Below are 22,222 nucleotides of genomic sequence, written 5' to 3'. Positions count from 1 at the left end.
GAAGGCCTCCCATGATGGGAGGAACAGCTTCCCGATCCCTCCGAACGGAGGGCTGGCAAGGACTTTGGGGGAGAAGCAGTGGCAAGTCAGGACACTCGCATCGCGATCATCGGCGGAGGGATGGGCGGGCTGACGGCCGCGATCGCGCTGCGGAAGATCGCCGGAGTCCGGGCCACCGTGTTCGAGCAGGCGAGCAAGCTGGGCGAAGTGGGCGCGGGGGTCACGGTCGCGCCGAACGCCGCGCGCGTCCTCGAGAGGCTCGGCGTGCTCGATCGGATCAGGCGGGTCGGAGCGGTCCCGGACGGGCACGGCGTCTACTTGAACGCCATGGGCGGTCTGGTGACCGACGCGGCGTGGGAGGACTCGGCCAAGCAGCACCAGAACATCGGCATGTACCGCCCGGACCTGATCGACGCCTTGGCGCAGGAGGTCGATCCGGCGACCATCCGTCTCGGCCACCGGCTGGTTTCCGCGGAGCCACTGGGCTCCGGCGTTCGCGTCGAGTTCGAGAACGGCGCGGACGACGTGTTCGACGCCGTGATCGGAGCGGACGGCATCCATTCGGTGGTGCGGGGAGCCGTCGGCCAGTTCCCGGAGCCGGTCTACTCCGGGTACATCGTCTATCGCGGAGTGGTCGACGCGTCCCGCCTGCCCGGCGACTGGCCCATGATCAGCCAGGTGTGGATGGGCAACCGGCGGCACTTCATGTGCTATCCGCTGCAGCAGCGGAAGCTGTTCAACTTCGTCGCAGGCATCCCGAGCGAACGGCCGCTCGACGGGGCCTGGTCCGGCCCGGCGGAGGTCGGCGAACTCGCCGCCGAGTTCGCGGGCGCGGACTGGGACCCGAGACTCCAGGAATTCATCGGGCGCATCGAGCACACCTTCTGGTGGGGCCTCTTCGATCACGAACCTCTCGCCAACTGGTCCCGAGGGCCGATCACCTTGCTCGGCGACGCGGCGCACACGATGCTGCCGCACCAGGGACAGGGGGTGAACCAGGCGATCGAGGACAGCATGGCGCTCGCGACGTTCCTCGCGGCGGCCGACAGCGTCGCCGACATTCCCGAGGCGTTCAGGCGCTACACCTCGGTCCGCATGCAACGCACGGCGATCCTGCAGAACGGCTCTCGCCGGGCCGGTGCCATGTTCGACGCGCAGTACGAATTCGCGGACCTCGAGAAGCGCGACGCCGATCTCCGGGTCGGGCGCGATTTCCGGCGGAGCGCGGTATTCGACTACGACGCACAGAAGGTGGCCGAACAGGCGCTCAACCGATTTCAGGGGGTACCGGTCGCATGACCTCGATCAGCATCATCGGCAGCGGCAAGATGAGCGGGGCGATCGCGGAGGTCGCGGCCCGGGCAGGCGCAGGCGTCCAGATCATCAAGCGCAGTGCGGAAAGCAGGTCCGCGGCGCGTCCAGGTCCGGGCTACGGCGTCATGGGCGACAAGCTCACCGGAGACCTGGTCGTGCTCGCCGTTCCCTACGGAGCGTATCCGGGCATCGTCGAGCACTATCGGGACCAGTTCCGCGAAAAGGTCGTCATCGACATCAGCAACCCCATCGATTTCTCCACCTACGACCGGCTGAAGTCACCCGCTGATTCGTCCACCGCGGCCGAACTCGTGAAGTTGCTGCCCGCGGGCACGGCCGTCGTCAAGGCGTTCAACGTCAATCTCGGAGACACGCTCGTCAGCGGCACGAACGGCACGACGCGCACGACCGTCCTGTTCGCCGGTGACTACGCCGAGGCGAAGATGGCCGTCGCGGAGTTCATCGAGGCGGCGGGAATGCGCGCGGTCGACGTCGGCCCCCTCACTCGCGCAAGGGAACTCGAGGCGATGGGGTTCCTCCAGATCGTGGTGGCAGCGCTCGGCAAGACGCGGTACGAGTCGGGCTTCGCGCTGCTGGAGTGAGCGGCATCGATCGCCTCCGCGTGCTCCGGTGAACGGGGTCAGTGCCGGCAGGCGGCCGCCCCGTGGCAGGAGGCCATCGCCCGCAGCGTGTCGTGCAGTTGCCGGGCCTTGTCCGGCGGCAGTTGAGCGGCGGTGTTGTGCAGTTCCTGCGGATCTGTGGTCCGGTCGTAGTACTCCTTGGCACCGTCGGCGTATTCGACGTAGGTGTAGGCGGTGCTCCGAATCGCCTCGTAGGTGGTCGGATTGCCACTGTTCTTCGCGGGCTTGTCGGGGTCGTTCTTGTCGAAATCGGGGCCGTGGTGCTCCACCAGCCCGACGGTGCGCCACGCCGTCGGTGCGGTGCCGTTCAGCAGCGGCACCAGGCTTTCGCCGTCCACCGGTGCGGGGGTCGGCGCCCCGGCCAGCGCTTCGAAAGTCGGCCGCAGGTCGATGTTCTCGGCGGGCTGGTCCACCGTCGCGCCCGCCTTGACGCCGGGGCCGGTGACCACCAGCGGCACGTGCACGTCCGTGTCGAACGCCGTCTGCTTTCCGGGCGTGAGCCGGTACTCGCCCATGTGGTAGCCGTTGTCCGAGGTGAAGACGAGGTCGGTGTTCCCGCGTACTCCGGCTTTGTCCAGCGCTGCTTGCACGGTGCCGATCATCTTGTCGACCGACTGCACGGCTTGCGCTCGCTTGCGGAAGTCCTTGTCGATGGTCTGTTTTTCCCGGTCGGTCAACGGGGTGCGGGAGGCGAGCCACGACGGCGGCGACGACGGGAGCGTGTCATACGCGGGGCCGCGCGGTGCGGTGAGCCCGGGAAACGCGCCGGCGTCGCGGGGCGCGGGGGTGTAGGGGCCGTGCGGGGCGAACGTGGCGAGTTCCATCGCGAACGGGGTGTGGTCGGCCGCCGAACTGGCCACGAACCGCGCGGCCTTGTCCGCCATGACGTCGACGAGGTAGTCCTCGGGCTTCTTGCCGTAATGCTTGACGGTGCCGTTCTCGTTGAGGTCGTAGTCGAATTCGCGGTAGCCGTTCCCCGCGACGTCCCATTCGTTCCAGCCGGGCGGGATCCCGTCGGATTTCGGCTGGTAGCCGTTGAGATACTTGCCCATCATCGCGGTCCGGTACCCGGCCTGTTGCAACGACGTCGCGTAGGTCGACTTGTCGTCGCCGCGGTCGTGGAAGACGCGGTAGCCGCCGTCCTCGCCGCCGTTGGTGAACACGCCGGTGTCGTGCGGGACCATCCCGGTGAACAGCGACGAGCGCGACGGGCAGCAGAGGGAGTCGGTGACGGTGTAGTTGGCGAACGAGGTGCCGTTGCGGGCCATTTCCTGGACGTGCGGCAGATACGGCAGCAGATTCATCGACAGGTCGTCGGTGAGCACGAGGACGATGTTCGGTTTGCCGCCGGCCGCGGCGGGCTGGCCCGGCACGCAGGCGACGGCCGTCGAAGCCACTGTCAAGGCCAGCAGCGAGATCAGGAGCGAACGAGCGCGTTGCGGCATGCCCCGCACGCTAGAACTGCGATCCGCGAGTTCGGTTCGGAGCGTGTTCGGGTTCGGTAAATCCGCCGCGCGCTCAGCCGAGTTCCTGAGCGAGCCCGACGACGATGTTCTCCGGCCCCCGGACGTAACACAGCAGATAGATGTCCTCGTACTGCACCACCTCGTCGACCAGTTCGGCTCCGTGGGCGCGCAGGCGGGCGAGGGTGTCCTCGAGGTCGTCGACCGCGAACATCATCCGGCGGATGCCGAGCGTGTTCGCCGGGGCCTGCCACGGCTCCGGAGCGATCGCCTTCGGCTGGTGGAATTTCGCCAGTTCGACCCGCCCGGGTCCGTCGGGGACGCGCAGCATGGCGACGTCCTGCCGGATGTCCTTCAGGCCGACCACCCGTTCCGCGCCGCGCCAGTCCAGCGGGCCCTTGTTTTCCAGTTCCAGCCCCAGTTCGACGAAGAACGCGATGACCGCGTCGAGGTCCTCGACGACGATGAGGACGTTGTCCATCCGCTTGACCGTCATGCGGTCACCGTAGCCTGCTCCGAAAAGCCTTAGTGGTGCTATTCTTAGCCCAAAGCTATTCAGGGGGTGCCGGATGCCGAAGCGGACCGAGCCGGACGAGGTCGACGAGATGCTCGCGCAGTGGCGGGACGAGGTGCCGGAGGTAGACACGTCGCCGCTCGCGGTGTTCGGGCGGTTGCACCGTTCGTTCGACCGGTACCAGCGGCAGCTGACGCGCGTGTTCGCCCGGCACGGGATCACGGTGGCGGACTTCGGGATCCTCGCCGCACTCCGGCGGGGCGGCGCGCCTTACCGCCGCACAGCCGGGGACCTCGCCGACACGAACCTGCTCACCACCGGCGGCATCACCCAGCGGGTCGACAAGCTGGTGCAGGCCGGACTCGTCCGTCGCGAACGCGACGAGGACGACCGCCGGGTCGTGTTCATCGGCCTCACCGAGGAGGGGCTCGCGGCCACGGACAAAGTGGTGCACGAGCATTTCCCCAACGAAAACCGCATGCTGGCCGGGTTGACCGCGACGGAACGGGCGCAGCTGGCGAAATTGCTGGGGAAGCTGGAGCAGTCGCTGGACCAGGCCGAGTTCGGGGACTGAATCCGTCCGGCTGGGGCCGAGCGCGACGCCGCCTTGATCGCTGCGGTGCGTGCGGTACTGGACGGCCAAGCCCGAACGTGCTGATTCAGGCCCGAGCCCACGGGATCGGTTCGTCCGCCGGGCTCAAATAAACGCATTGATCGCCGCCGTGCGTGCGGCGCCGCCGATCCCCGGCCGAGGTCGGCGGGGAGTCGACGGCGCGGCACTGGACGGCCAAGCCCGATCTTGCTGATTCAGCCCCGAGCCCACGGAATCGGCTCGTCCGCCAAGCTCAAATACAAGCTCTTCTGCCGCTGATAACTCCGGATCGCGGTGCGCCCCTTGTCCGTTCCGAGGCCGCTTTCCTTCGTGCCGCTGAACGGGGTCGAGATGCTGAACTGCTTGTACGTGTTGATCCACACCGTCCCGGCCTCGACGCGGCGGGCCAGGCGGAGCGCGCGGCGGTAGTCGGCGGTCCAGATGCCGCATGCCAGGCCGTAGACGGTCGAATTGGCCTGGGCGACCAGGTCTTCCTCGTCGTCGTAGGGCAGCAGGACGCCGACCGGGCCGAAGATTTCCTCCTGGCACGTCTTCGCGTCGGGCGCGAGGCCGTCCAGCAGCGTCGGCAGGTAGTACGCACCGCGCGAGAGGCGTTCGTCGGAAGGGATTTGCCCGCCGCAGCGGACCACCGCGCCTTCTTCGCGGGCGCGGTCTACCATCGCGGCCACCTTGTCGCGGTGGGCGAACGTCGCCAGCGGACCGACCTGGGTGGCCGGGTCGGTGCCGGGGCCCAGTCGCAGGGCGGTGGCCGCCTCGATCAGGCGGGAAGCCCATTCGCCGTACTGCTTGCGCGGCAGGAAGATCCGCGATCCGGCGATGCAGCTCTGCCCGGTCGACGAGAAGATTCCATACAGGATTCCGGCGACAGTCTCCTCGACGTCGGCGTCCTCGCAGACGATCGTCGGGGACTTGCCGCCGAGTTCCATGGTGACCGGGATGATCCGGTCCGCGGCGATCCTGCCCAGCACGCGTCCGGTGGTGGTGCCGCCGGTGAAGGCGAGCTTGCCGACCAGCGGGTGGCGGGAGATCGCGTCGCCGACGACCGAGCCGGGGCCGGGCAGGACGGACAGCAGTGCGGGCGGTACGCCGGCGTCGTGGACGAGGCGGGCCAGCGCCAGCGAAACCAGGGGAGTGGCTTCCGCCGGTTTGAGCAGGACGGCGTTCCCGGCGGCCAGCGCGGGGGCGATTTTCTGGGCGTCGCTGGCGATCGGCGAGTTCCAGGGCGTGATCGCGCCGACGACGCCGATCGGTTCGTGCACGCTCATCGTCAGGTGTGCGCCGCGGCTGGGCGGGAGTTCGCCTTCGAGCGTTTCGAGCGCGGCCGCGTAGTAGCGGAAGGTGCCGGCGGCGCTCGCGACGAGTGCGCGGGTTTCACCGAGGGCCTTGCCGGTATTGCGGGTTTGCAGCAGGGCGAGCTGCTCGGCGTGGTCCTCGATCGCGTCGGCGACGCGGGTCAGCAGCCGGGCGCGCTGGTGCGGCAGCAGGTCTCGCCATGCCGGGTCCGCGGCGGCCGCGGTGCCGGCCCGGGCGGCGGCGTCGACCTGGGCGGAGTCGGCGGCGTGGATCGAGGCGACCGCCGACCCGTCGGCGGGGTCCACGCACGCGGACGCGGGACCGCCGCCGCGCTGCCAGTCGCCGCCGACCGGGATTTCGTCGGGCGGGACGGGGAAGGGCTGCATGGCGACGTCCTTTCGGCGCGGATGACGAGGGGTGCGACCGAGGAAACCTTAGACCTAAGATTTCGTCAAGGCCTGGCGCTGCACGCGAGCCGCCGGGAGACCGCCGGAAAGAATTTTAGGCCTAAGGGGTTGTGCGGATCACAGCCCTCGGGGTACAACCCTTATCAGTAAGTCTCTTAGACCTAAGGCATTCGGCGGCGAGCCCGCCGAGGACCACCGGAGGAGTTGCCCCGCGATGACCACCACCGAAAACAAGCACCAGGAACTCGAGGAGCTCATCGACTCGTGCATCGCCGCTCGCGAGACGCGGTACGAGGACTGGGACACCCTCGGCTTCCAGGCCGCCGCGAAGGGCGACGAGTTCCGCCGCGCGCAGATCCGCTACATCGGCTCCGGCGCGACCGGCAACCACGAGGGCGACGCGCGCCAGCTGCCCTCGGAGCACTTCACCTTCTCCAACATGCGGCTGCCGGTCGGCGCGATCGGCCCGGAGCACACCCACCACGACGTGGAAGAGGCGTTCTTCGTCCTCGAGGGCACGCTGGAGGTGACCGTGCACGACGTCGAGGACGGCACCAAGACCGCGACCCGCGTGCTCGGCTACCGCGACCTGATCCGCGTGCCCGCCGGGGTGCCGCGCAGCCTGCGCAACGCCGGCGACACCGACGCGCTGTTCTGCGTCATCATCGGCGCGCAGAAGCCGCAGCTGCCGACCTACCCGCCCACCTCGCCGATGCACGGCGTCACTCGCTGAGAAGAGACCGCGATGCCGACGATGCTGCGGGTGCACCGGACGACGTGGCTGGCCGACCGGGTCACGCAGGTGGAACTGCGCGATCCGGAAGGAAAGCCGCTGCCCGTCTGGGAGCCGGGAGCGCACCTTTCCCTGCACCTGCCGAACGGGCTGGTGCGCGAGTACTCCCTCTGCGGCGACCCGGCCGATCGGCACAGCTGGACGGTCGCGGTGCTGCGGGAGGAATCCTCGCGCGGCGGCAGCGCGTGGGTGCACGAGCGGCTCACCGCGGGGAGCGTCGTCCCCGTCGAGGGCCCGCGCAACACCTTCGAACTGCACGACGCCCCGGAGCACCTGCTCATCGCCGGCGGCATCGGCGTCACCCCGATCCTCGCGATGGCCCGGCAGCTCGCGGCGGGCTTCGCGCCGTGGTCCATGCTCTACTGTGGACGGTCGCGCGGCGGAATGGCTTTCCTGGACGAGCTTTCCGGGCTCGCCGGGGACCGGCTGGAAGTGCACGCCGACGACGAGCACGGCGGTCCGCCCGATCTGGCCGCGAGGCTGGCCGGGCTCGCCCCGGGAACGGTCGTGCACTGCTGCGGCCCGGAACCGCTGCTCCAAGCGGTCGAGGCGGCTTTGCCGGAAACGGCGACCTTGCGGGTCGAACGCTTCCGGGCCCCCGAGGCGCCGGCCGCCGCGCCGGGAACGGGATTCGACGTCGTGTGCGCCGGTTCCGGGACCCGGGTCGCGGTCGCCGCCGACGAGTCCATTGTGGACGCCCTCGGCCGCACCGGGATTTCCGTGCCGACCTCGTGCCGCGAGGGCGTGTGCGGGACTTGTGAAACGAAGGTGCTCTCCGGCGAACCGGACCACCGCGATTTCGTGCTCGACGACGACGAGAAGGCGACCTCCGGGACCATGATGCTGTGCGTGTCGCGGTGCCGGTCCGCCGAACTCGTGCTCGATCTGTAGAAGAACCGATCCTGAGGAGCCGGCCATGGCCGGACACACCCACCGGCAGCTCGCCGTGCTGCGCGCCGCCGCCGCGGGGCACGTGGAGATGACGTGCAGCCGCGAACCGCACCTCTACGTCGACGGCCTCGCCTGCTGCGACCCGACCCTCAGGCACCAGCTGGCCGGCCTGCTCGCCCCCGAACCGGCCGCGCCGCGCGGACCGGGGCTCCGGGTGCCCGCGGTGCTCACCGCCGCCGGGCAGGCCGTGCTCGCCCCGTCCGCCGCCTGACGGCTCGTGCGCACCGCCGGTGAGAACCGGCATCGCCACGCACGAAGCCCGACCCACCACGAACCGAAGGGAACGCCCGATGCCGCTGCAGCTGCGGCCGGTGCAGAGCCGCACCGCCCCGCCAACGAGCTACGAGAACGCGCTGGCCGACGAGCTGGAAGCCGTCTACGGCCGGGGCGTGCACGACCTGCCCGGCGTGGTTTCCGCGCTCAACGCGGGCGGCCTGCGCCCGGCGGACGGCTCCGACTGGACCGAAGAGACGTTCACCGCCGAACTCGCGCGGCTGGCAGGGGAGGCGTGATGGCGACCAAAACCGCCGAAGAGCTGCTGGCACTGGGCCTGCGCGACCGCTGGTACCCGCTGTGCCCGTCCGGCACCGTCAAACGCGGCGAGCTGACCCGCATCGAACGGGCCGGGGAGCAACTGCTGCTCTGGCGCGACTCCGCCGGGGTCGTGCACGTACAGGAAGACCGCTGTCCGCACCGCGGCGCGCGGCTTTCGCTCGGCGTGCACATGGGCGACCGGGTCGCCTGCAACTACCACGGCGTGCAGGTGGACGGAGACGGTGTCGTCGTGTCGGTCCCCGGCAGCCCGGGGTGTGCGCTGGAGGGCCGTCGCGCGCTGCGGACGTTCCCCGCGGAGGAACACGCCGGTGCCGTTTTCGCCTGGTTCGGCCTGGACGAATCAGCCGAGCCGACGCCGTTGCAGCTGCCGGACCCGATCGCGGGCGGCGAGTGGGACAACTTCCTCTGCTACGTCGAATGGGACGCGCCGTACGGCTACTCCCTGGACAATCTGCTCGACCCGATGCACGGGGCGTTCCTGCACCGCAACAGCCACACCATGTTCGGCGGCAAGCGCGAGGCTGTCTTCCAGATCCGCGCGATCGACGACGGGTTCGTCTTCGAGAAAACCGACCAGCGCGGCGTGAACTTCGACTGGGTGCAGCTCACCGACGCCGGCGCGCAGTGGGTCACGCTCGACATCCCGTACCCGGACACCGCCGGCCCGGGCGGCGCGTTCACCATCGTCGCCGCGCTGTGCGCGATCAACGAGACCCAGCACGCGGCCTTCTTCTGGCGCTGCCGCAAGGTTTCCGGCTGGGAACGCGACAGCTGGCGCGTCCTCTACCGCAACCGGCTCGAAGCCCGGCACTGGGCGGTGCTGGAGCAGGACCGCGAGATGGCCGAGGCGATGCCGCTCGACGCGTGGGACCGGGAAAACCTGTACCAGCACGACATCGCGCTCGTGCGGATGCGCCGGTTGCTGCGGTCGGAAGCCCGCCGCCAGGCCGCCGCGCTCGCCGCTCCCGCCGCCGCACCGGCCCCCGCCGCGCCCGTGCCCGCCCCGACCCGCTGACGTTTCAGGAGGCCCCATGTCCGCCGAACCCATCGCGCGGCTCCGCGCCCTGCGCGCGGTGACGCTGCGTTCGACGCAGTGCGCCGATTCCGGCGAGTTCTACCGCGAAGTCTGGGGGCTGCAGCAGGTCGAAGCCGACCGCGGCGCCGTGTGGCTGCGCGGTTCCGGCGACGAGCACCACGTGCTGCAGCTCGAACAGGCCGACCAGAACGCGCTCGGCAAGATCGCGTTCGCGGTCGCCACTCCGCGCGAGGTCGACGCGGCCGCCGCCCGGCTGGCCGCGCACGGCGTCCCGCTGGTCACCGAACCCGGCAAGCTCGACCAGGTCGGCGGCGGGTACGGCCTGCGTTTCGCCGACCCGGAAGGCCGGCTGGTGGAGCTGTCCGCCGAGGTCGACGCGGTCGTCCCGGGCGACCCTTACGGTCGCGCCGCGGTGCCGCGGAAACTGGCGCACGTCGTGCTCAACACGGTCGACATCGACGCGGCCTGCGAGTTCTACACGCGGGTGCTGGGCATGCGGATCTCGGACTGGTCCGAGCACCAGATGGCCTTCCTGCGCTGCAACGCCGACCACCACGTGATCGCGTTCAACCAGGCGGAATTCGCGTCGGTGAACCACATCGCGTATGAGATGAACTCGATCGACCACTTCATGCGCGGCATCGGGCGGCTCAAGCACAACGGCGTTACGCCGCTGTGGGGCCCCGGCAGGCACGGTCCGGGCAGCAACACCTTCGGCTACTTCGCCGACCCGGCCGGGCTCGTTTGCGAGTACACCTCCGAGGTCGCGCAGGTGGAGGAAGACGCGTGGCTGTGCCGGGTGTGGCGGCGCACGCCGGAGCTGTCCGACCTGTGGGGCACCGCGGGTCCGCCGTCGAAGGACGTCCGCGCGCACATGCGCGGCGTGCCGGACCCCGGCTACTCGGCGTGGTGGCAGTCGTGAAGGTAGGAGTGCTGGGCGCGGGATCGATCGGCTCGGTCGTCGCGGAAGCGTTGCGCGACGGGCTGGTGCCGGGCGCGGAGCTGTCCGGGGTCGTCGATCCGGCGCTGTCCCCGGCGGGACTGCCGATGTGCGCGCTGCCGGAGCTGTTGTCCACTTCGGACTTGGTGGTCGAGGCGGCGGGACAGCGGGCGCTGGCGGACGCGGGGCCGCAGGTGCTGTCGGCGGGGTGCGACCTGCTGGTGGTTTCGGTCGGCGCGCTGGCGGCGGACGGGCTGCTGGAGAAGCTGCTCGCGGCCGGCCCGGGCGCGGTCCATTTGTCGACCGGCGCGATCGGCGGGCTCGACCTGCTGCGTTCGGCGGCGCTGCTCGGGCAGTTCGAGCGGGTGGTCATCGAGACGACGAAGAAGGCGTCTTCGCTGGTCCAGCCGTGGATGTCCGAGGCGGAGGCGGAGGCGTTGCGGCAGGCGATCGCACCGGTCGAATTGCGGCGCGGGCCCGCGCGGGAGATCACCGCGGCCTTCCCGAAGTCGGCGAACGTGGCTGCGTCGGTGGCGCTGGCGGTGCGGGATTGGGACGTCGTGGAGGCGGCGGTGATCGCCGATCCGGCCGCGCCGTTGACCTCGCACGTGATCACCGCGGCCGGTCCGGCGGGGGAGTACCGGTTCGAGATCCGCAACCGGCCGTCGCCGCAGACGCCGACGTCGAGCCAGGTCGTGCCGTACGCGGTGCTGTCCGCGCTGGAAGCGTTGGCGACGCCGAGGGCGGTGTTCCGGTGACTTCCACAGTGGACGGTGTGCGGGTGCGGATCGCCGGGGACGGCAGTCCGGTGCTGTTGCTGCACGGCATCGGCGGATCGAGCGCGTCGTTCGACGCGCAGCTGGCTGGTCTGGCGCCGAAACACCGGGTGCTGGCTTGGGACGCGCCGGGCTACGGCGGTTCGGCCGATCCGGAGAAGCCGCTGGGCATGGCCGGATACGCGGCGCTCGTCGGCCGTCTGCTGACCTCGCTGGACGCGGCGCCCGCACATCTCGTGGGTGTCTCGTGGGGCGGCGTGATCGCGACCCGCGTCGCGCTGGACTACCCGGAGGTCGTGCGGTCGCTGGTGCTGGCCGATTCGACCCGGGGCTCCGGCGTCGACTCCGAGCGCGCAGCGGTGATGCGGGCCCGGCCGAGCGAACTGAACCGGGTAGGTGCGGCGGAATTCGCCCGTCGGCGCGCGCCTCGGCTGCTCGCGCCCGGCGCGGATCCTGCGGTGGCGCAACGGGTCGAGGACATCATGGCGGGGATCCGGCTGCCCGGGTACACGTCCGCCGCGGAATCGATGGCCGAGACGGATCACGGCCCGCGGCTGGCGCGGATCTCGGTGCCGACGCTGGTGCTCGTCGGCGAGCACGACCAGGTGACCGGGGTGTCCGAGTCGCGACGGCTCGCCGCGTCGATCCCGGGTGCTCGACTGGAAGTGCTGCCCGGCGGGCACGCGGCGAATCAGGAATCGCCGCGCCGGTTTTCCGCCGAGGTGCTGGACTTCCTGTCCCAAGTGGACTCGGTGGTGGCGCGATGAAGGATCGGCTGTATGTGGTCACCGGCGCGGGGCGCGGGCTCGGCTGGGCGATCGCCCGCGAGATCGGGCGTCAAGGCGGTCGCGTCGTGATTGCCGAACGTTCTCCGGATCGGGCCGCGGACGGGGTCGCCCGGTTGCGGGCGGAAGGCGTTGAGGCGCACCGGATCGACACGGATGTCGCGGATCCGGATTCGGTCGCGGCCTTGGCGGACGCGGTCGCGAAGCTCGGCCCGTTGCACGGCTTGGTGAACAACGCGGCGATGGCGGATGGCGTGGGCGGCAAGCACTTCGCGGAGCTGGACGTCGAAGCGTGGGACACGTTGATGACCGTCAACGCGCGCGGCCCGTGGCTCGTCTCTCGCGCACTGTATCCGCAGCTCGCGCAGACCGGCGGACGCATCGTGAACCTCGCGTCCGACGCCGCGCTGTACGGCTCGCCGCGGCTGGTCCAGTACGTGGCCTCGAAGGGCGCGGTGATCGCGATGACCCGTGCGATGGCGCGGGACGGCGGTCCGGACGGCGTGACCGTCAACGCGGTCGCGCCCGGGCTGACCGAGGTCGAAGCCACCGCGGGCATTCCGCAGGAACGGCACGACCTGTACGCGATGAACCGCGCGCTGACCCGGCCGCAACAGCCGGAGGACGTCGTCGGTTCGGTGGCGTTCCTGCTGTCCGACGCGGCCTCCTACATCACCGGCCAGACCCTCGTGGTCGACGGCGGATTCGTCTGCAGCTGAAGGGAAAACCCGTGGATTTGGGATTGAAGGGTACGGCGGTGCTCGTGACCGGGGCCAGCTCCGGCGTCGGGCTCGCGACCGCGGCCGCGCTGCTGGCCGAGGGCGCGCACGTCGCCGCCTGCGCCCGCGACGGCGTCCGGCTGGAGAAGGCCCTCGCCGACCTGCCCCGTGCCGAGGGTGCCCGGCTGTACACCGCGTCTTGCGACGTGCTCGACCAGGCGCAGGTGGAAACCTTCGTCGCCGACGCCGCCCGCGAGCTGGGCGGCCTGGCCGGGGTCGTGAACAACGCGGGCCGGTCGCTGATGGCGCGGCTCGCCGAGACCACCGACGACCAGTGGCGGGACGAGCTGCACCTCAAGATCTTCTCGGTCCTGCACGTCGTCCGGGCCGCGTTGCCGTGGCTGCGGGCGGCGGCGAATCCGTCTGTGGTGAACGTGAACGCGATCCTCGCGCGCCAGCCCGAACCTCGGTTGGCAGCCACTTCGGCGGCGAGGGCGGCGTTGCTCAATCTCTCCACGACGTTGGCGACCGAATTGGCCGAGGACGGCGTGCGAGTCAACTCGGTCTGCCTCGGCCTGGTCGACACCGGACAGTGGCGCCGCCGGTACGAGGCCTCCGGCAGCGAGCTGTCCTTTGTGGACTGGTCGGCGGAGCTGGCGGCCGACCGCGGCATTCCGCTGGGTCGCCTCGGCACCGCGGAAGAGGTCGCTTTCCCCATCGTCACGCTGCTTTCGCCGCGTGCCTCCTACGTGACCGGCGCGACGATCGACGTCGGCGGCGGCATTGCCCGTTACGTCTAGAAGGGACGGACCCATGAATCACGGTCACGGAGGCGAGCTTCTCGTTCGCCTGCTGTCCGAAGCCGGAGTGGACACCGCCTTCGGCGTGGTGAGTGTGCACAACCTGCCGCTGGTGGAAGCGGTCGCGCAGCAGTTGCGGTTCGTGCCCGTGCGGCACGAAGCCGCCGCGGTGAACGCCGCCGACGGGTACTCCCGGGCCAGCGGCGGCCTCGGCGTCGCGATCACCAGCACCGGCACCGGCGCGGGCAACGCGGCGGGCGCGCTGGTCGAGGCCCTCACGGCGGGCAGTCGCGTGCTGCACGTGACCGGTCAGATCGACTCCGAATTCCTCGGCAGCGGACGCGGCGTCATCCACGAGACGCGCGACCAGATCGGCATGCTGACCGCGATTTCCAAGCACGCGGCCACGGTCACGTCGGTCGAGACCGCCGAGGAGACGCTGCGTGCGGCGATCCGGCACGCGCTGTCGGTGCCGAGCGGTCCGGCGAGCGTCGAATGGCCGATCGACCTGCAGTACTCACGGCACGAGTTCCGTACTGGCTCGCTCGAACCGACCCCGATCCCGCCGCCCGACGCCGCTGCGCTCGCGGAAGCCGCCGAACTGCTCGCTGCCGCGCGCCGTCCGGTGTTCTGGCTCGGCGGGGGAGCGACCGGCGCGCGCGACGAGGTGCGCGCGCTCGCGGAACGGCTCGGCGCGGCCGTGTTCACCAGCAACTCCGGCCGCGGCACGGTGCCGGAGAACCACGAACTGGTCGTCGGGAACTTCGCCGCGCACGAGTCGGCGGCGCAACTCCTCGCCGACGCCGACCTGCTGGTCTCGATCGGCACGCACTTCCGCTCGAACGAAACCAAGCACTACCACCTCGCATTGCCCGAACGGCACCTGCAGATCGACGTCGACGCCGACGCGCTGGGCCGCGTCTACCCGGCCACTGTCGGAGTGCAAGGCGATGCCGCGACGGTGCTCGCCGGTCTGTCCACTGTGGAAGCTAACACCGAACCAGGCTGGCGCGACCGCGTCGTCGAGACCCGGAAAGCGGTGCGGGACAAGCTGAACGAGGCGATCGGCCCGTACGCGGAGATCTGCGCCGCCCTGCGCGACGGCCTCCCGGCCGAGTCCGTGATCGCCCGCGACGTCACCATCCCGTCCAGCCAGTGGGGCAACCGGCTGCTGGACATCCACGACCCGCGCACCAACGTGTTCCCGGTCGGCGGCGGCATCGGTCAGGGCCTCGCCACCGGCATCGGGGCCGCGCTCGCGACGCCGGACGCGCCGACCGTGGTGATGGTCGGCGACGGCGGTCTCGCGGTGCACCTCGGCGAACTGTGCACGCTGGCCCAGGAACGGCCGTGGCTCGCGCTGGTCGTGTTCAACGACGGCGGATACGGCGTGCTGCGCAACATGCAGGACCACCACCGCGGACAGCGTGCCGGAGTCGACCTGTTCACCCCCGATTTCGCGCGCCTGGCGCAGTCGCTGGACCTGCCGCACACGCTGGTGTCGAAGCCGGGCCAGTTCGCCGACGCGCTGGCGAAAGCGGTGGCCCAGCACGGTCCGTCGGTGATCGAGGTCGACGTGACCGCTTTGCCCGCCACGCCGCGGCCGTTCGTGCCGCCGGTGCCGGTTCCGGAGAGCTGAGGGAGACCAGACGTGGGAGGCACCATCGAAGCTGCCGAAGTCCACCATCACGGGCACGGACCCGCGAACCGCCGCCGCCGGGTGGTGCGGACGTCCGCGCCGCTGCTGGTGCGGCATCCGCCCGGCCGCGTGCGCGGCGCGGTGCTGGTGCTGCACGGCGCCGCCGGCCTCGACGAACCCGTCGAGAACTGCTGCCGCACGCTCGCGAGCTGCGGATACGTCACTGTCGCGCCGCTGTTCTACTACGAGACCGGCGGCCACACTTTCGGTCCGGACAAAGCGGACGCCGCCTTCGCCGCGCTCGCGCTTTCCGACCTCGAAGCCGACCTCGCCGGCGCGCTCGATTACCTCGGGAGCCGGCTGGGCATGCCGCGCCACCGCGTGGCCGCCGCCGGTTTCGGCTCCGCCGCCCACCTCGCCGAACTGGCGGGCGTGGACCTCGCCGCCGCTCTCGGACCCGCGCCGCCACCGTGGCCCGGTACGCCCGGATTCGACCCGCACGCACCCGACCGGCTCGTGCTGCCCGCCGGACCGTCCGCCGCGGACGACCTGGTCCGGTTCCTGGACGCCGAGCTGCCGGACTCTCCTCCGGCCCGCTGAAACCCCCTACGATCGATTGCACGCTCCGGCTCCGAGGAGGGCCCATGAGTATCGCCGCCACCCCCGAGGTGACCCAGCGGGACATCGCCGCCCGGCTGGAACGGCTCCCGATGTCGCGCTGGCAGGTGTCGATTCGCCTGATCATCGGCATCGTCACGTTCTTCGAGGCGTTCGACCAGCTGCTGATCGCCTACACGCTGCCGGTCATCGGCCGCGAATGGCACATGACGACCGCGTCCAGCACCGCGACGCTGACCATCGGCTCGATCGGCATGCTGCTCGGCGCGCTCGCGTCCGGCTGGGCCGCCGACCGGATCGGCCGCGTCAAGGTGATCACCCTGTGCGTCGCCGTCACGGCGTTGTGCAGCTTGGCGATGACGCTGTGCACCGCGTTGCTGCCGTTCCTGATCCTGCGGTTCGTCCAAGGCCTCGCGATCGGCGGTGAAGTGCCGACCGCGGCCGCGTACATCGCGGAGATCAGCCGGGCCCGCCGCCGCGGCCGCTTCGTGCTGATGTACGAGATCGTCTTCCCGGCCGGGCTCGCGGTCGGCGCGCTGGTCGCGGCCTGGGTCATCCCGCACTGGGGCTGGCGTCCGCTGTTCGCGCTGGCCGCCGTTCCGGGTCTCGCCGCGGTGCTGCTGCAGTTGCGGATCCCGGAATCACCGCGCTGGCTCGCCTCGCACGGGCACATCGAGAAGGCCGAGGCAACGATGGCGCTGATCGAGCGCCGGGTCGAGGAATCTCTTGGCCGTCCGCTGCCTCCGCCCGCCGAGGCCGTCGCGGCACCGGCAGCGGTTCCTTCGAAGCGCAGTTCGTTCCGCGACCTGTTCGCCGGTCGCTACCGGCGGCGCACGCTGATGGTGTGGACGATCTGGTTTGTCGGCTACCTCGCCAACTACGGCATCACCTCGTGGCTGCCGACGCTGTACAAGGGTTCGTTCCACCTCTCCATCGGCCAGGCGCTCTGGTACAGCACCGCCACGTCGGTCGCCGGTCTCGTCGGCTGCCTGATCGCCGCGCTGGTCGTGGACAAGCTCGGCCGCCGGGTCGTGCTGGCCGCGGGCCTGGGCGGGACGACCGCGATGCTGGTCGTGCTGGGCGCACTCGGCGCCGGGACTCCGTTGCAGCTGCTGGTGTGGTCGTCGCTCGCGGCGATGTTCAACTTCGCGGTGAACGTCTGCCTGTACCTGTACACGCCGGAGCTGTACCCGACCCGCAGCCGCGCGCTGGGCGTCAGCCTCGGCGGCGTGATGAACCGGTTCGGCCTGATCCTCGGCCCGATCCTGGTCGGCGCGCTGTACGCGGGCGGCAGCGGGCTCGCGTCGGTGTTCCTGGTGCTCGGCGGGATCTGCTTCGTCGGCGCACTCGTCGCCGGGTTCTTCGCCGAGGAGACCAAGGGCCGCACGCTGGAAGAGGTTTCGCCGTGACGGACGCGCTGCGCGTGGTCCTGCTCGGCACGGCGGCCGGGCCGTACCCGGCGCCGGGCAGGCAGGGCTGCGCGAACGCGGTGGTGGTCGGCGGGCGCGTCTACCTGGTCGACGCGGGCTACGGGACGCTCGGCAAGTACGTCTCCGCCGGGCTGTCCCTGCGCGATCTGGGCGGGGTGTTCGTGACGCACCTGCATTCCGACCACGTCGCCGAGCTGTTCACGCTCTTCCTGCTCGGCTGGGGCCCGGCGAACCAGGGCGTCGTCGATCCGGTGCGGGTCTACGGCCCCGGCCCGGACCCGACCGACCCCGGTCCGCCCGCCGCGGGCACGGAGGGGCTGGTGGCGGGCAATCTCGCGGCGTTCGGACAGGACGTCGCGGTGCGCCAGCGGACCAGCGACCGGCCGCGGCTGGCCGGGCTCGTCCACGCCACTGATCTTTCGGCGACGGGTGCGGAAATCGTGGTGCACGAAGACGACCGGGTGCGCGTGACGGCTCGGGCCGTCCCGCATCCGCCGCTGCACCTGGCGCTGGGCTACCGGTTCGAGACGGAACACGGTGTCGTCGCCTTCTCCGGCGACACCGCCCGAAGCGACGCGGTCGGCGAGCTGGCCGCGGGCGCCGACTTGCTGGTGCACGAAGCGATGGAGCCCGATTTCTACCGCAGCATCGGCTATTCGCCGAAGCTGCTGGACTTCCTCGCCGCCTCGCACACCTCGCCGGCGGACGTCGGCCGGGTCGCCGCGGCGGCCGGGGCCCGGCGGGTCGCGCTGTCGCACCTCGGTCCGTCCGATCCCGCCCGCCTCGACGACGAAGGCTGGCTCGGCCGGGTCCGCCCGCACTACTCCGGCCCGGTCGTCGTGGGCCACGACCTGCTCGACCTCACTGTCTAAAAGGAGCTTTCGCTGTGCCGGAAATCGCGATCGTCGGCGGCGGGATCGGCGGCCTCGCCGCCGCTGTCGCCCTGCGGAAGGCCGGATTCTCGCCGGTCGTGCACGAACAGGCGGCCGGATTCGGCCGCGTCGGCGCGGACATCAACCTGACCCCCAACGCCGTCCGCGCCCTCGACGGCCTCGGCATCGGCGACGAACTGCGCGAAACCGCCGCGCGGCCGAAGTACCGGATCAGCCGCACCTGGGACACCGGCGAGGAAACGTCGCGACTGCCGATGGGCGACGAGGCCGAACGCCGCTACGGCTCGCCGCAGCTCACGATGCACCGCGCGGACCTGCTGGCCGCCTTGGAACGCGCGCTGCCCGACGGCGTAGTCCACTTGGGACACAAGCTGACCGGACTGTCCACAACGGACTCGGTGTCGCTGGACTTCGGTTCTTCGGTGGCTTCCGCGGATGTCGTGATCGGCGCCGACGGCATCCACTCCGCCGTCCGCACCGCGTTGTTCGGCGCGGAACACCCGGAGTTCACCGGCGTGGTCGCCTACCGCGCGGTGCTGCCAGCGGGTTCGGTGGACGTGCCGAACCTGGACTGCTTCACCAAATGGTGGGGTCCGGATCCGGACACGCAGCTGGTGACGTTCCCGCTCAACCGCGGCGAGGACGTGTTCGTCTTCGCCACCACGAGGCAAAGCCAGTGGCGGCACGAATCCTGGACGACCCCAGGGGATGTCGACGAACTGCGCGAGGCGTACCGCGGCTTCCACCCCGAGGCCCGCGCGTTGCTGGCGGCGTGCGATTCGGTGCTGCAATCGGCGCTGTACGTCCGCGACCCGCTGCCGAACTGGTCATCCGGCCCGGTAACGCTGCTGGGCGACGCGTGCCACCCGATGATGCCGTTCATGGCCCAGGGCGCGGGAATGGCCATCGAGGACAGCGTGGTGCTGTCACGGGCGCTGGCGGCGTACCCGAACACCGAGGTCGCGCTGAAGGCATACCAGGCCGCCCGGCTGGACCGGACCCGCGAAGTGCAACTGGCCTCGCGGGGCAACAGCTGGCTCAAGGCGAGCGGAAACAGCTCGGCCGCGGCGGACGCGATCTACGGGTACGACGCTTGGCATACTTCGGTGTGACCCAGGTCATAGCTTGGGTCGCGGGTGGCGTGTCTGACCGGGACGGTGCCGTTCGACGCGTAGGTGAGCAGGCACCGTCCCGAACCAGGAGCTGATCCCATGCGCACCATCGTCGCCACCGCGTTCGTGTCCCTCGACGGCGTCGTCGAAGCCCCCGGCGGCGAGGCCGGCTACCGGAACGCCGGCTGGACGTTCAAGGACATCGAGTTCGACCCCGCCGCCTACGCACTCAAGGGCGCCGAGCAGGAGGAAGCGACCGCGTTGCTGCTCGGCCGCGTCAGCTACGAGGCGTTCTCGCCGGTGTGGCCGGACATGACCGAGGAGTTCCCGCACTACAACGCGATGCCGAAATACGTCGTGTCCACCACCCTGCGCGACGAGGACCTGGTGACGAATTGGGGCGAAACGACCATTCTTCGCTCCCTCGACGACGTCGCCGCGCTGAAGGAAACCGAGGGCGGCCCGATCATCGTCAACGGCAGCGCGACGCTGGTCCGCGCCCTCGCCGACGCGGGCCTGGTCGACCGGCTGCACCTGCTGGTCTTCCCGGTCCTGCTGGGCGCGGGGAAGCGGCTGTTCAGCGAGACCGACAAGGACAAGCAGCCGCTGAAGTTGATCGATAGCGAGAGTTACTCGAACGGGATCCAGAAGCAGATCTTCGAGTTCGTCCGCTGAGCGGATCCGCAGGGGCACCTCGACAGCAGCCGAGCAAGCCCGCCAGCCCCATCTAGGCACTGACAAGCCGGTGCATACTCGACGCCATGGCCCGTCGTTACCACCACGGCGATCTGCGGCAGGCGGTGCTGACCGCGGCCGTCGAGGTGCTCGGCGAATCCGGCCCGGCCGCGGTCAACCTGCGCGACCTCGCCCGCCGGGTCGGGGTCTCGCACGCCGCCCCGGCGCACCACTTCGGCGACCGCACCGGCCTGCTCACCGCCGTCGCCGCGCAGGGGTTCGACCTGCTCGCCGACACGCTCGAGGAGATGCCGCCCGAGCCGGACCTGCTCGAGGCCGGGGTCGCCTACGTTTCGTTCGCGGTCGGGCACCGGGCGCATTTCGAGGTGATGTTCCGCGCGGACCTGCTCCGCGGCGACGACCCGGACCTGCGGGCCGCGCAGGAGCGCAGCAGCCAGGCGCTGGACTGGGCCGTCGCCGGGTTCCGGGACGGCAGCGTCGACCCGGTGGTCGCGGGCGCGGCGGCCTGGTCGCTCGTGCACGGGTTCGCGACGCTGTGGCTGCAGCGGGCGTTGCCCGCGGACCTCGGCGACGACGCCGTGGCGGCCGCTCGCTCGGTCGCCGGACTGCTCGTCCGGGGTGCGCACCCGCCGTCCGGGTGACCCGCGGAACCGCGGCCGCGGCGGGCTCGTCTCATCGCCGACTTTCCCGGACCGGATGCCTGCGGTCCGGCTGGCTGACATACTGGTGCGCGCGTCCGAGGAGGACGCCCGCTGGGAGGTGGACTGGGGTGAGTTCGCACCGGGTTTCCGACTGGGCAGAGGTCCGTGCCCTGCACAAGAAACAGGCCAAGGAGGCGCACCGGTCCGGGCGGCCGGAGACGTCGGATTCCGTGCGGGACCCGTCGGGGGCGGGCAACGCCGAGATCGTCGCCGACACCGGGGTCATCGAGCTCGACCCGGCCGAGATCGCCGCGGCCGACGCGGAGCTGGAGAAGCGCCAGCAGGAGCTGACCGCGTGCCTCGAACAGGCGAAGTCGCTCGTGCATCCGCTCAAGGACGGCACCAGCCCGGTGGCCGCGCACCTGCGGAAGGCGTTCGGCCTGCGCGGGTCCGCCGACGGCGGCGCGCAGGCGATCCTGCAGCAGTACCTCGACGAGCTGTCGTCCTTGCGCGAGGCCATCCGCCGGGCGAGCGCGGGGCACGTCCAGCAGGAAAGCGACGCGAAGGACTCGCTCGACGCGCTGGGCCGCCGGGCGGACGACGGGGGAGGGACGCCGGCATGAGCCGGACACCGGGCTACGAACGGCTGCCGTACGAGAAGCACCGCAAGCACCGGCTGTGGAGCGAGGACCACCCGCCCACCGCCGCGCAGCGCCGCGTCCTGCGGCGGACGAAGCTCGCCCAGCGGGCCAACATGAAGGACACGTCCTTCGGCAAGATCAACTGGAACGCCTGGGCGCACACCACGCTCTACGACATGATCATGACCGCGGACCCGGTCGCCATGGGCGCGTCCGCGCACCAATGGGGGAAGCTGGCGTACGACGTCGACTCGGCGACCTCCGCGGTGCACAAGACGGTGCAGAAGCTGCTGCTGTCCTGGCGCGGCGGCGCGGCCGGGAACGCGGCGCAGTCGGCGTCGAAGCTGACGTCCTGGGGCGCGGGCGCGAGCGAGACGATGCGCACGGTCGGCGACAAGCTCGACCACTACACGAGCGCGGTCGAAACGGCGAAGCACAAGATGCCGGAACCGGTGTTCTACACGGCGGAGAACCAGTTCCGCGACGGCTACGACCTCAACGCGGCCAGCGGTCCCAGCGGCGCGGTGATGGTCGATCAGCTCCTCGACGACCACCTGCCCGCCAAACGCGCGGCGTCGCACGCCAAGGCCGAGGCGGTCCGCGTGATGGAAGGCTACGAGACGTCCAGCAAGGGCGTGCACGACAAGCTGCCGCATTTCACCGAGGCGCCCGCGGTCACGAACGTCGATCCGGACGGCCGGTCGCGCAGCGATTCGCGCGGCTCCCGGGATTCGTCCGGTTACTCGGACGCGGCCGTCACCACGGCTTCGTCCGCTCCGGCGGGAGGCGCCGGGCTGCTGCCGGGGATGAGCGGTCCGGGCGGAACGGCCGGAATGCCGGGTTCGCTGGGCGCGGGGCCGGGCGGTGCGCTCGGCGCGGGCGCGGGCGCCGGAAGCGGGGGCGCGTTGCCGGGCGGACTGCTGGGCGGCTCGGTCGGAGCGGGCGGCGCGGC

General features: G+C 70.9%; 25 protein-coding genes. 22 read left to right on the top strand and 3 right to left on the bottom strand.

Going from position 1 to position 22,222, the window contains the following annotated elements:
- Positions 1-78: 78 nt before the first annotated feature.
- Together EIZ44_RS40940 and EIZ44_RS40935 are read left to right on the top strand one after the other, a co-directional pair.
- Entirely contained in the window at positions 79-1,299 is a 1,221-nt protein-coding gene (locus EIZ44_RS40940) for an FAD-dependent monooxygenase (RefSeq protein WP_037814777.1), read from the top strand.
- Positions 1,296-1,916, top strand: coding sequence for an NADPH-dependent F420 reductase (locus EIZ44_RS40935; protein ID WP_134663583.1), 621 nt, complete (start codon positions 1,296-1,298; stop codon positions 1,914-1,916). Before EIZ44_RS40940 ends, EIZ44_RS40935 begins: the two co-directional genes overlap by 4 nt.
- 38 nt (positions 1,917-1,954) lie before the next feature.
- Here EIZ44_RS40935 and EIZ44_RS40930 read toward each other — a convergent pair whose 3' ends face one another.
- Together EIZ44_RS40930 and EIZ44_RS40925 are read right to left on the bottom strand one after the other, a co-directional pair.
- The gene (locus tag EIZ44_RS40930; RefSeq protein ID WP_134734246.1) at positions 1,955-3,400 is read right to left on the bottom strand and encodes a sulfatase family protein; all 1,446 of its coding nucleotides are present in this window, start codon (positions 3,398-3,400) and stop codon (positions 1,955-1,957) included.
- Positions 3,401-3,473: 73 nt separating this feature from the next.
- Complete coding sequence (locus tag EIZ44_RS40925; protein WP_037814781.1) at positions 3,474-3,914, bottom strand: VOC family protein; 441 nt, start codon at positions 3,912-3,914, stop codon at positions 3,474-3,476.
- A 73-nt stretch (positions 3,915-3,987) separates the two neighbouring features.
- On the opposite strand from EIZ44_RS40925, the gene EIZ44_RS40920 reads away from it, so the two are divergent.
- Positions 3,988-4,506, top strand: a complete 519-nt coding sequence (locus EIZ44_RS40920; protein ID WP_037814782.1) for a MarR family winged helix-turn-helix transcriptional regulator — start codon at positions 3,988-3,990, stop codon at positions 4,504-4,506.
- Between the two features lie 233 nt (positions 4,507-4,739).
- Here EIZ44_RS40920 and EIZ44_RS40915 read toward each other — a convergent pair whose 3' ends face one another.
- Positions 4,740-6,224, bottom strand: coding sequence for an aldehyde dehydrogenase family protein (locus EIZ44_RS40915; RefSeq protein ID WP_134663579.1), 1,485 nt, complete (start codon positions 6,222-6,224; stop codon positions 4,740-4,742).
- A gap of 235 nt (positions 6,225-6,459) precedes the next feature.
- Here EIZ44_RS40915 and EIZ44_RS40910 point away from each other — a divergent pair, with 235 nt between their 5' ends.
- The 19 genes from EIZ44_RS40910 to EIZ44_RS40820 all read left to right on the top strand — a co-directional run.
- Positions 6,460-6,978, top strand: a complete 519-nt coding sequence (locus tag EIZ44_RS40910) for a cupin domain-containing protein (protein WP_037814787.1) — start codon at positions 6,460-6,462, stop codon at positions 6,976-6,978.
- A gap of 12 nt (positions 6,979-6,990) precedes the next feature.
- Entirely contained in the window at positions 6,991-7,929 is a 939-nt protein-coding gene (locus EIZ44_RS40905; RefSeq protein ID WP_134734245.1) for a PDR/VanB family oxidoreductase, read from the top strand.
- Between the two features lie 25 nt (positions 7,930-7,954).
- Positions 7,955-8,200 (top strand): hypothetical protein, encoded by a 246-nt coding sequence (locus tag EIZ44_RS40900; protein ID WP_134734244.1) that lies wholly within the window; start codon positions 7,955-7,957, stop codon positions 8,198-8,200.
- Positions 8,201-8,279: 79 nt separating this feature from the next.
- The gene (locus tag EIZ44_RS40895) at positions 8,280-8,501 is read left to right on the top strand and encodes a recombinase-like helix-turn-helix domain-containing protein (protein ID WP_037814792.1); all 222 of its coding nucleotides are present in this window, start codon (positions 8,280-8,282) and stop codon (positions 8,499-8,501) included.
- The gene (locus EIZ44_RS40890; RefSeq protein ID WP_043840273.1) at positions 8,501-9,559 is read left to right on the top strand and encodes a Rieske 2Fe-2S domain-containing protein; all 1,059 of its coding nucleotides are present in this window, start codon (positions 8,501-8,503) and stop codon (positions 9,557-9,559) included. The genes EIZ44_RS40895 and EIZ44_RS40890 overlap by 1 nt, the downstream gene beginning before the upstream one ends.
- Before the next feature lie 16 nt (positions 9,560-9,575).
- On the top strand, positions 9,576-10,502 hold the full coding sequence (locus EIZ44_RS40885; RefSeq protein ID WP_037814795.1) for a VOC family protein: 927 nt from the start codon (positions 9,576-9,578) through the stop codon (positions 10,500-10,502).
- Positions 10,499-11,278, top strand: a complete 780-nt coding sequence (locus tag EIZ44_RS40880) for an aspartate dehydrogenase domain-containing protein (RefSeq protein WP_240691551.1) — start codon at positions 10,499-10,501, stop codon at positions 11,276-11,278. The genes EIZ44_RS40885 and EIZ44_RS40880 overlap by 4 nt, the downstream gene beginning before the upstream one ends.
- A complete protein-coding gene (locus EIZ44_RS40875; protein ID WP_134734242.1) occupies positions 11,275-12,063 on the top strand; it encodes an alpha/beta fold hydrolase in 789 nt (262 codons plus the stop codon). The genes EIZ44_RS40880 and EIZ44_RS40875 overlap by 4 nt, the downstream gene beginning before the upstream one ends.
- The gene (locus EIZ44_RS40870; protein WP_134734241.1) at positions 12,060-12,800 is read left to right on the top strand and encodes a 3-oxoacyl-ACP reductase family protein; all 741 of its coding nucleotides are present in this window, start codon (positions 12,060-12,062) and stop codon (positions 12,798-12,800) included. Before EIZ44_RS40875 ends, EIZ44_RS40870 begins: the two co-directional genes overlap by 4 nt.
- A gap of 11 nt (positions 12,801-12,811) precedes the next feature.
- Positions 12,812-13,600 carry an SDR family oxidoreductase gene (locus EIZ44_RS40865; RefSeq protein ID WP_134734240.1) on the top strand — a complete coding sequence of 263 codons (789 nt, stop codon included), beginning with the start codon at positions 12,812-12,814 and terminating at the stop codon, positions 13,598-13,600.
- Between the two features lie 13 nt (positions 13,601-13,613).
- A complete protein-coding gene (locus tag EIZ44_RS40860) occupies positions 13,614-15,239 on the top strand; it encodes a thiamine pyrophosphate-binding protein (protein WP_134734239.1) in 1,626 nt (541 codons plus the stop codon).
- Positions 15,240-15,251: 12 nt separating this feature from the next.
- Complete coding sequence (locus EIZ44_RS40855) at positions 15,252-15,839, top strand: dienelactone hydrolase family protein (RefSeq protein WP_134734238.1); 588 nt, start codon at positions 15,252-15,254, stop codon at positions 15,837-15,839.
- 44 nt (positions 15,840-15,883) lie between these two features.
- A complete protein-coding gene (locus tag EIZ44_RS40850; protein ID WP_134734237.1) occupies positions 15,884-17,266 on the top strand; it encodes an MFS transporter in 1,383 nt (460 codons plus the stop codon).
- Positions 17,263-18,159 carry an MBL fold metallo-hydrolase gene (locus EIZ44_RS40845; RefSeq protein ID WP_240691550.1) on the top strand — a complete coding sequence of 299 codons (897 nt, stop codon included), beginning with the start codon at positions 17,263-17,265 and terminating at the stop codon, positions 18,157-18,159. Before EIZ44_RS40850 ends, EIZ44_RS40845 begins: the two co-directional genes overlap by 4 nt.
- 14 nt (positions 18,160-18,173) lie before the next feature.
- Positions 18,174-19,292, top strand: a complete 1,119-nt coding sequence (locus EIZ44_RS40840) for an FAD-dependent monooxygenase (RefSeq protein ID WP_134734236.1) — start codon at positions 18,174-18,176, stop codon at positions 19,290-19,292.
- Between the two features lie 99 nt (positions 19,293-19,391).
- Positions 19,392-19,967: a dihydrofolate reductase family protein gene (locus EIZ44_RS40835; RefSeq protein ID WP_134734235.1), complete on the top strand. Its 576-nt coding sequence runs from the start codon at positions 19,392-19,394 to the stop codon at positions 19,965-19,967.
- A gap of 86 nt (positions 19,968-20,053) precedes the next feature.
- A complete protein-coding gene (locus EIZ44_RS40830) occupies positions 20,054-20,629 on the top strand; it encodes a TetR/AcrR family transcriptional regulator (RefSeq protein WP_037814811.1) in 576 nt (191 codons plus the stop codon).
- A 128-nt stretch (positions 20,630-20,757) separates the two neighbouring features.
- Complete coding sequence (locus EIZ44_RS40825; RefSeq protein WP_037814814.1) at positions 20,758-21,252, top strand: hypothetical protein; 495 nt, start codon at positions 20,758-20,760, stop codon at positions 21,250-21,252.
- The coding region (locus EIZ44_RS40820) for a WXG100 family type VII secretion target (protein WP_134734234.1) at positions 21,249-22,222 on the top strand (974 nt) is incomplete at its 3' end. The genes EIZ44_RS40825 and EIZ44_RS40820, both read left to right, overlap by 4 nt.

This window comes from Amycolatopsis nivea (assembly GCF_004522235.1).
Lineage (GTDB): Bacteria > Actinomycetota > Actinomycetes > Mycobacteriales > Pseudonocardiaceae > Amycolatopsis > Amycolatopsis nivea.
The sequence above is the reverse complement of the archived record's forward strand: the minus strand, read 5'-3'. Positions and strand labels throughout refer to the sequence as shown.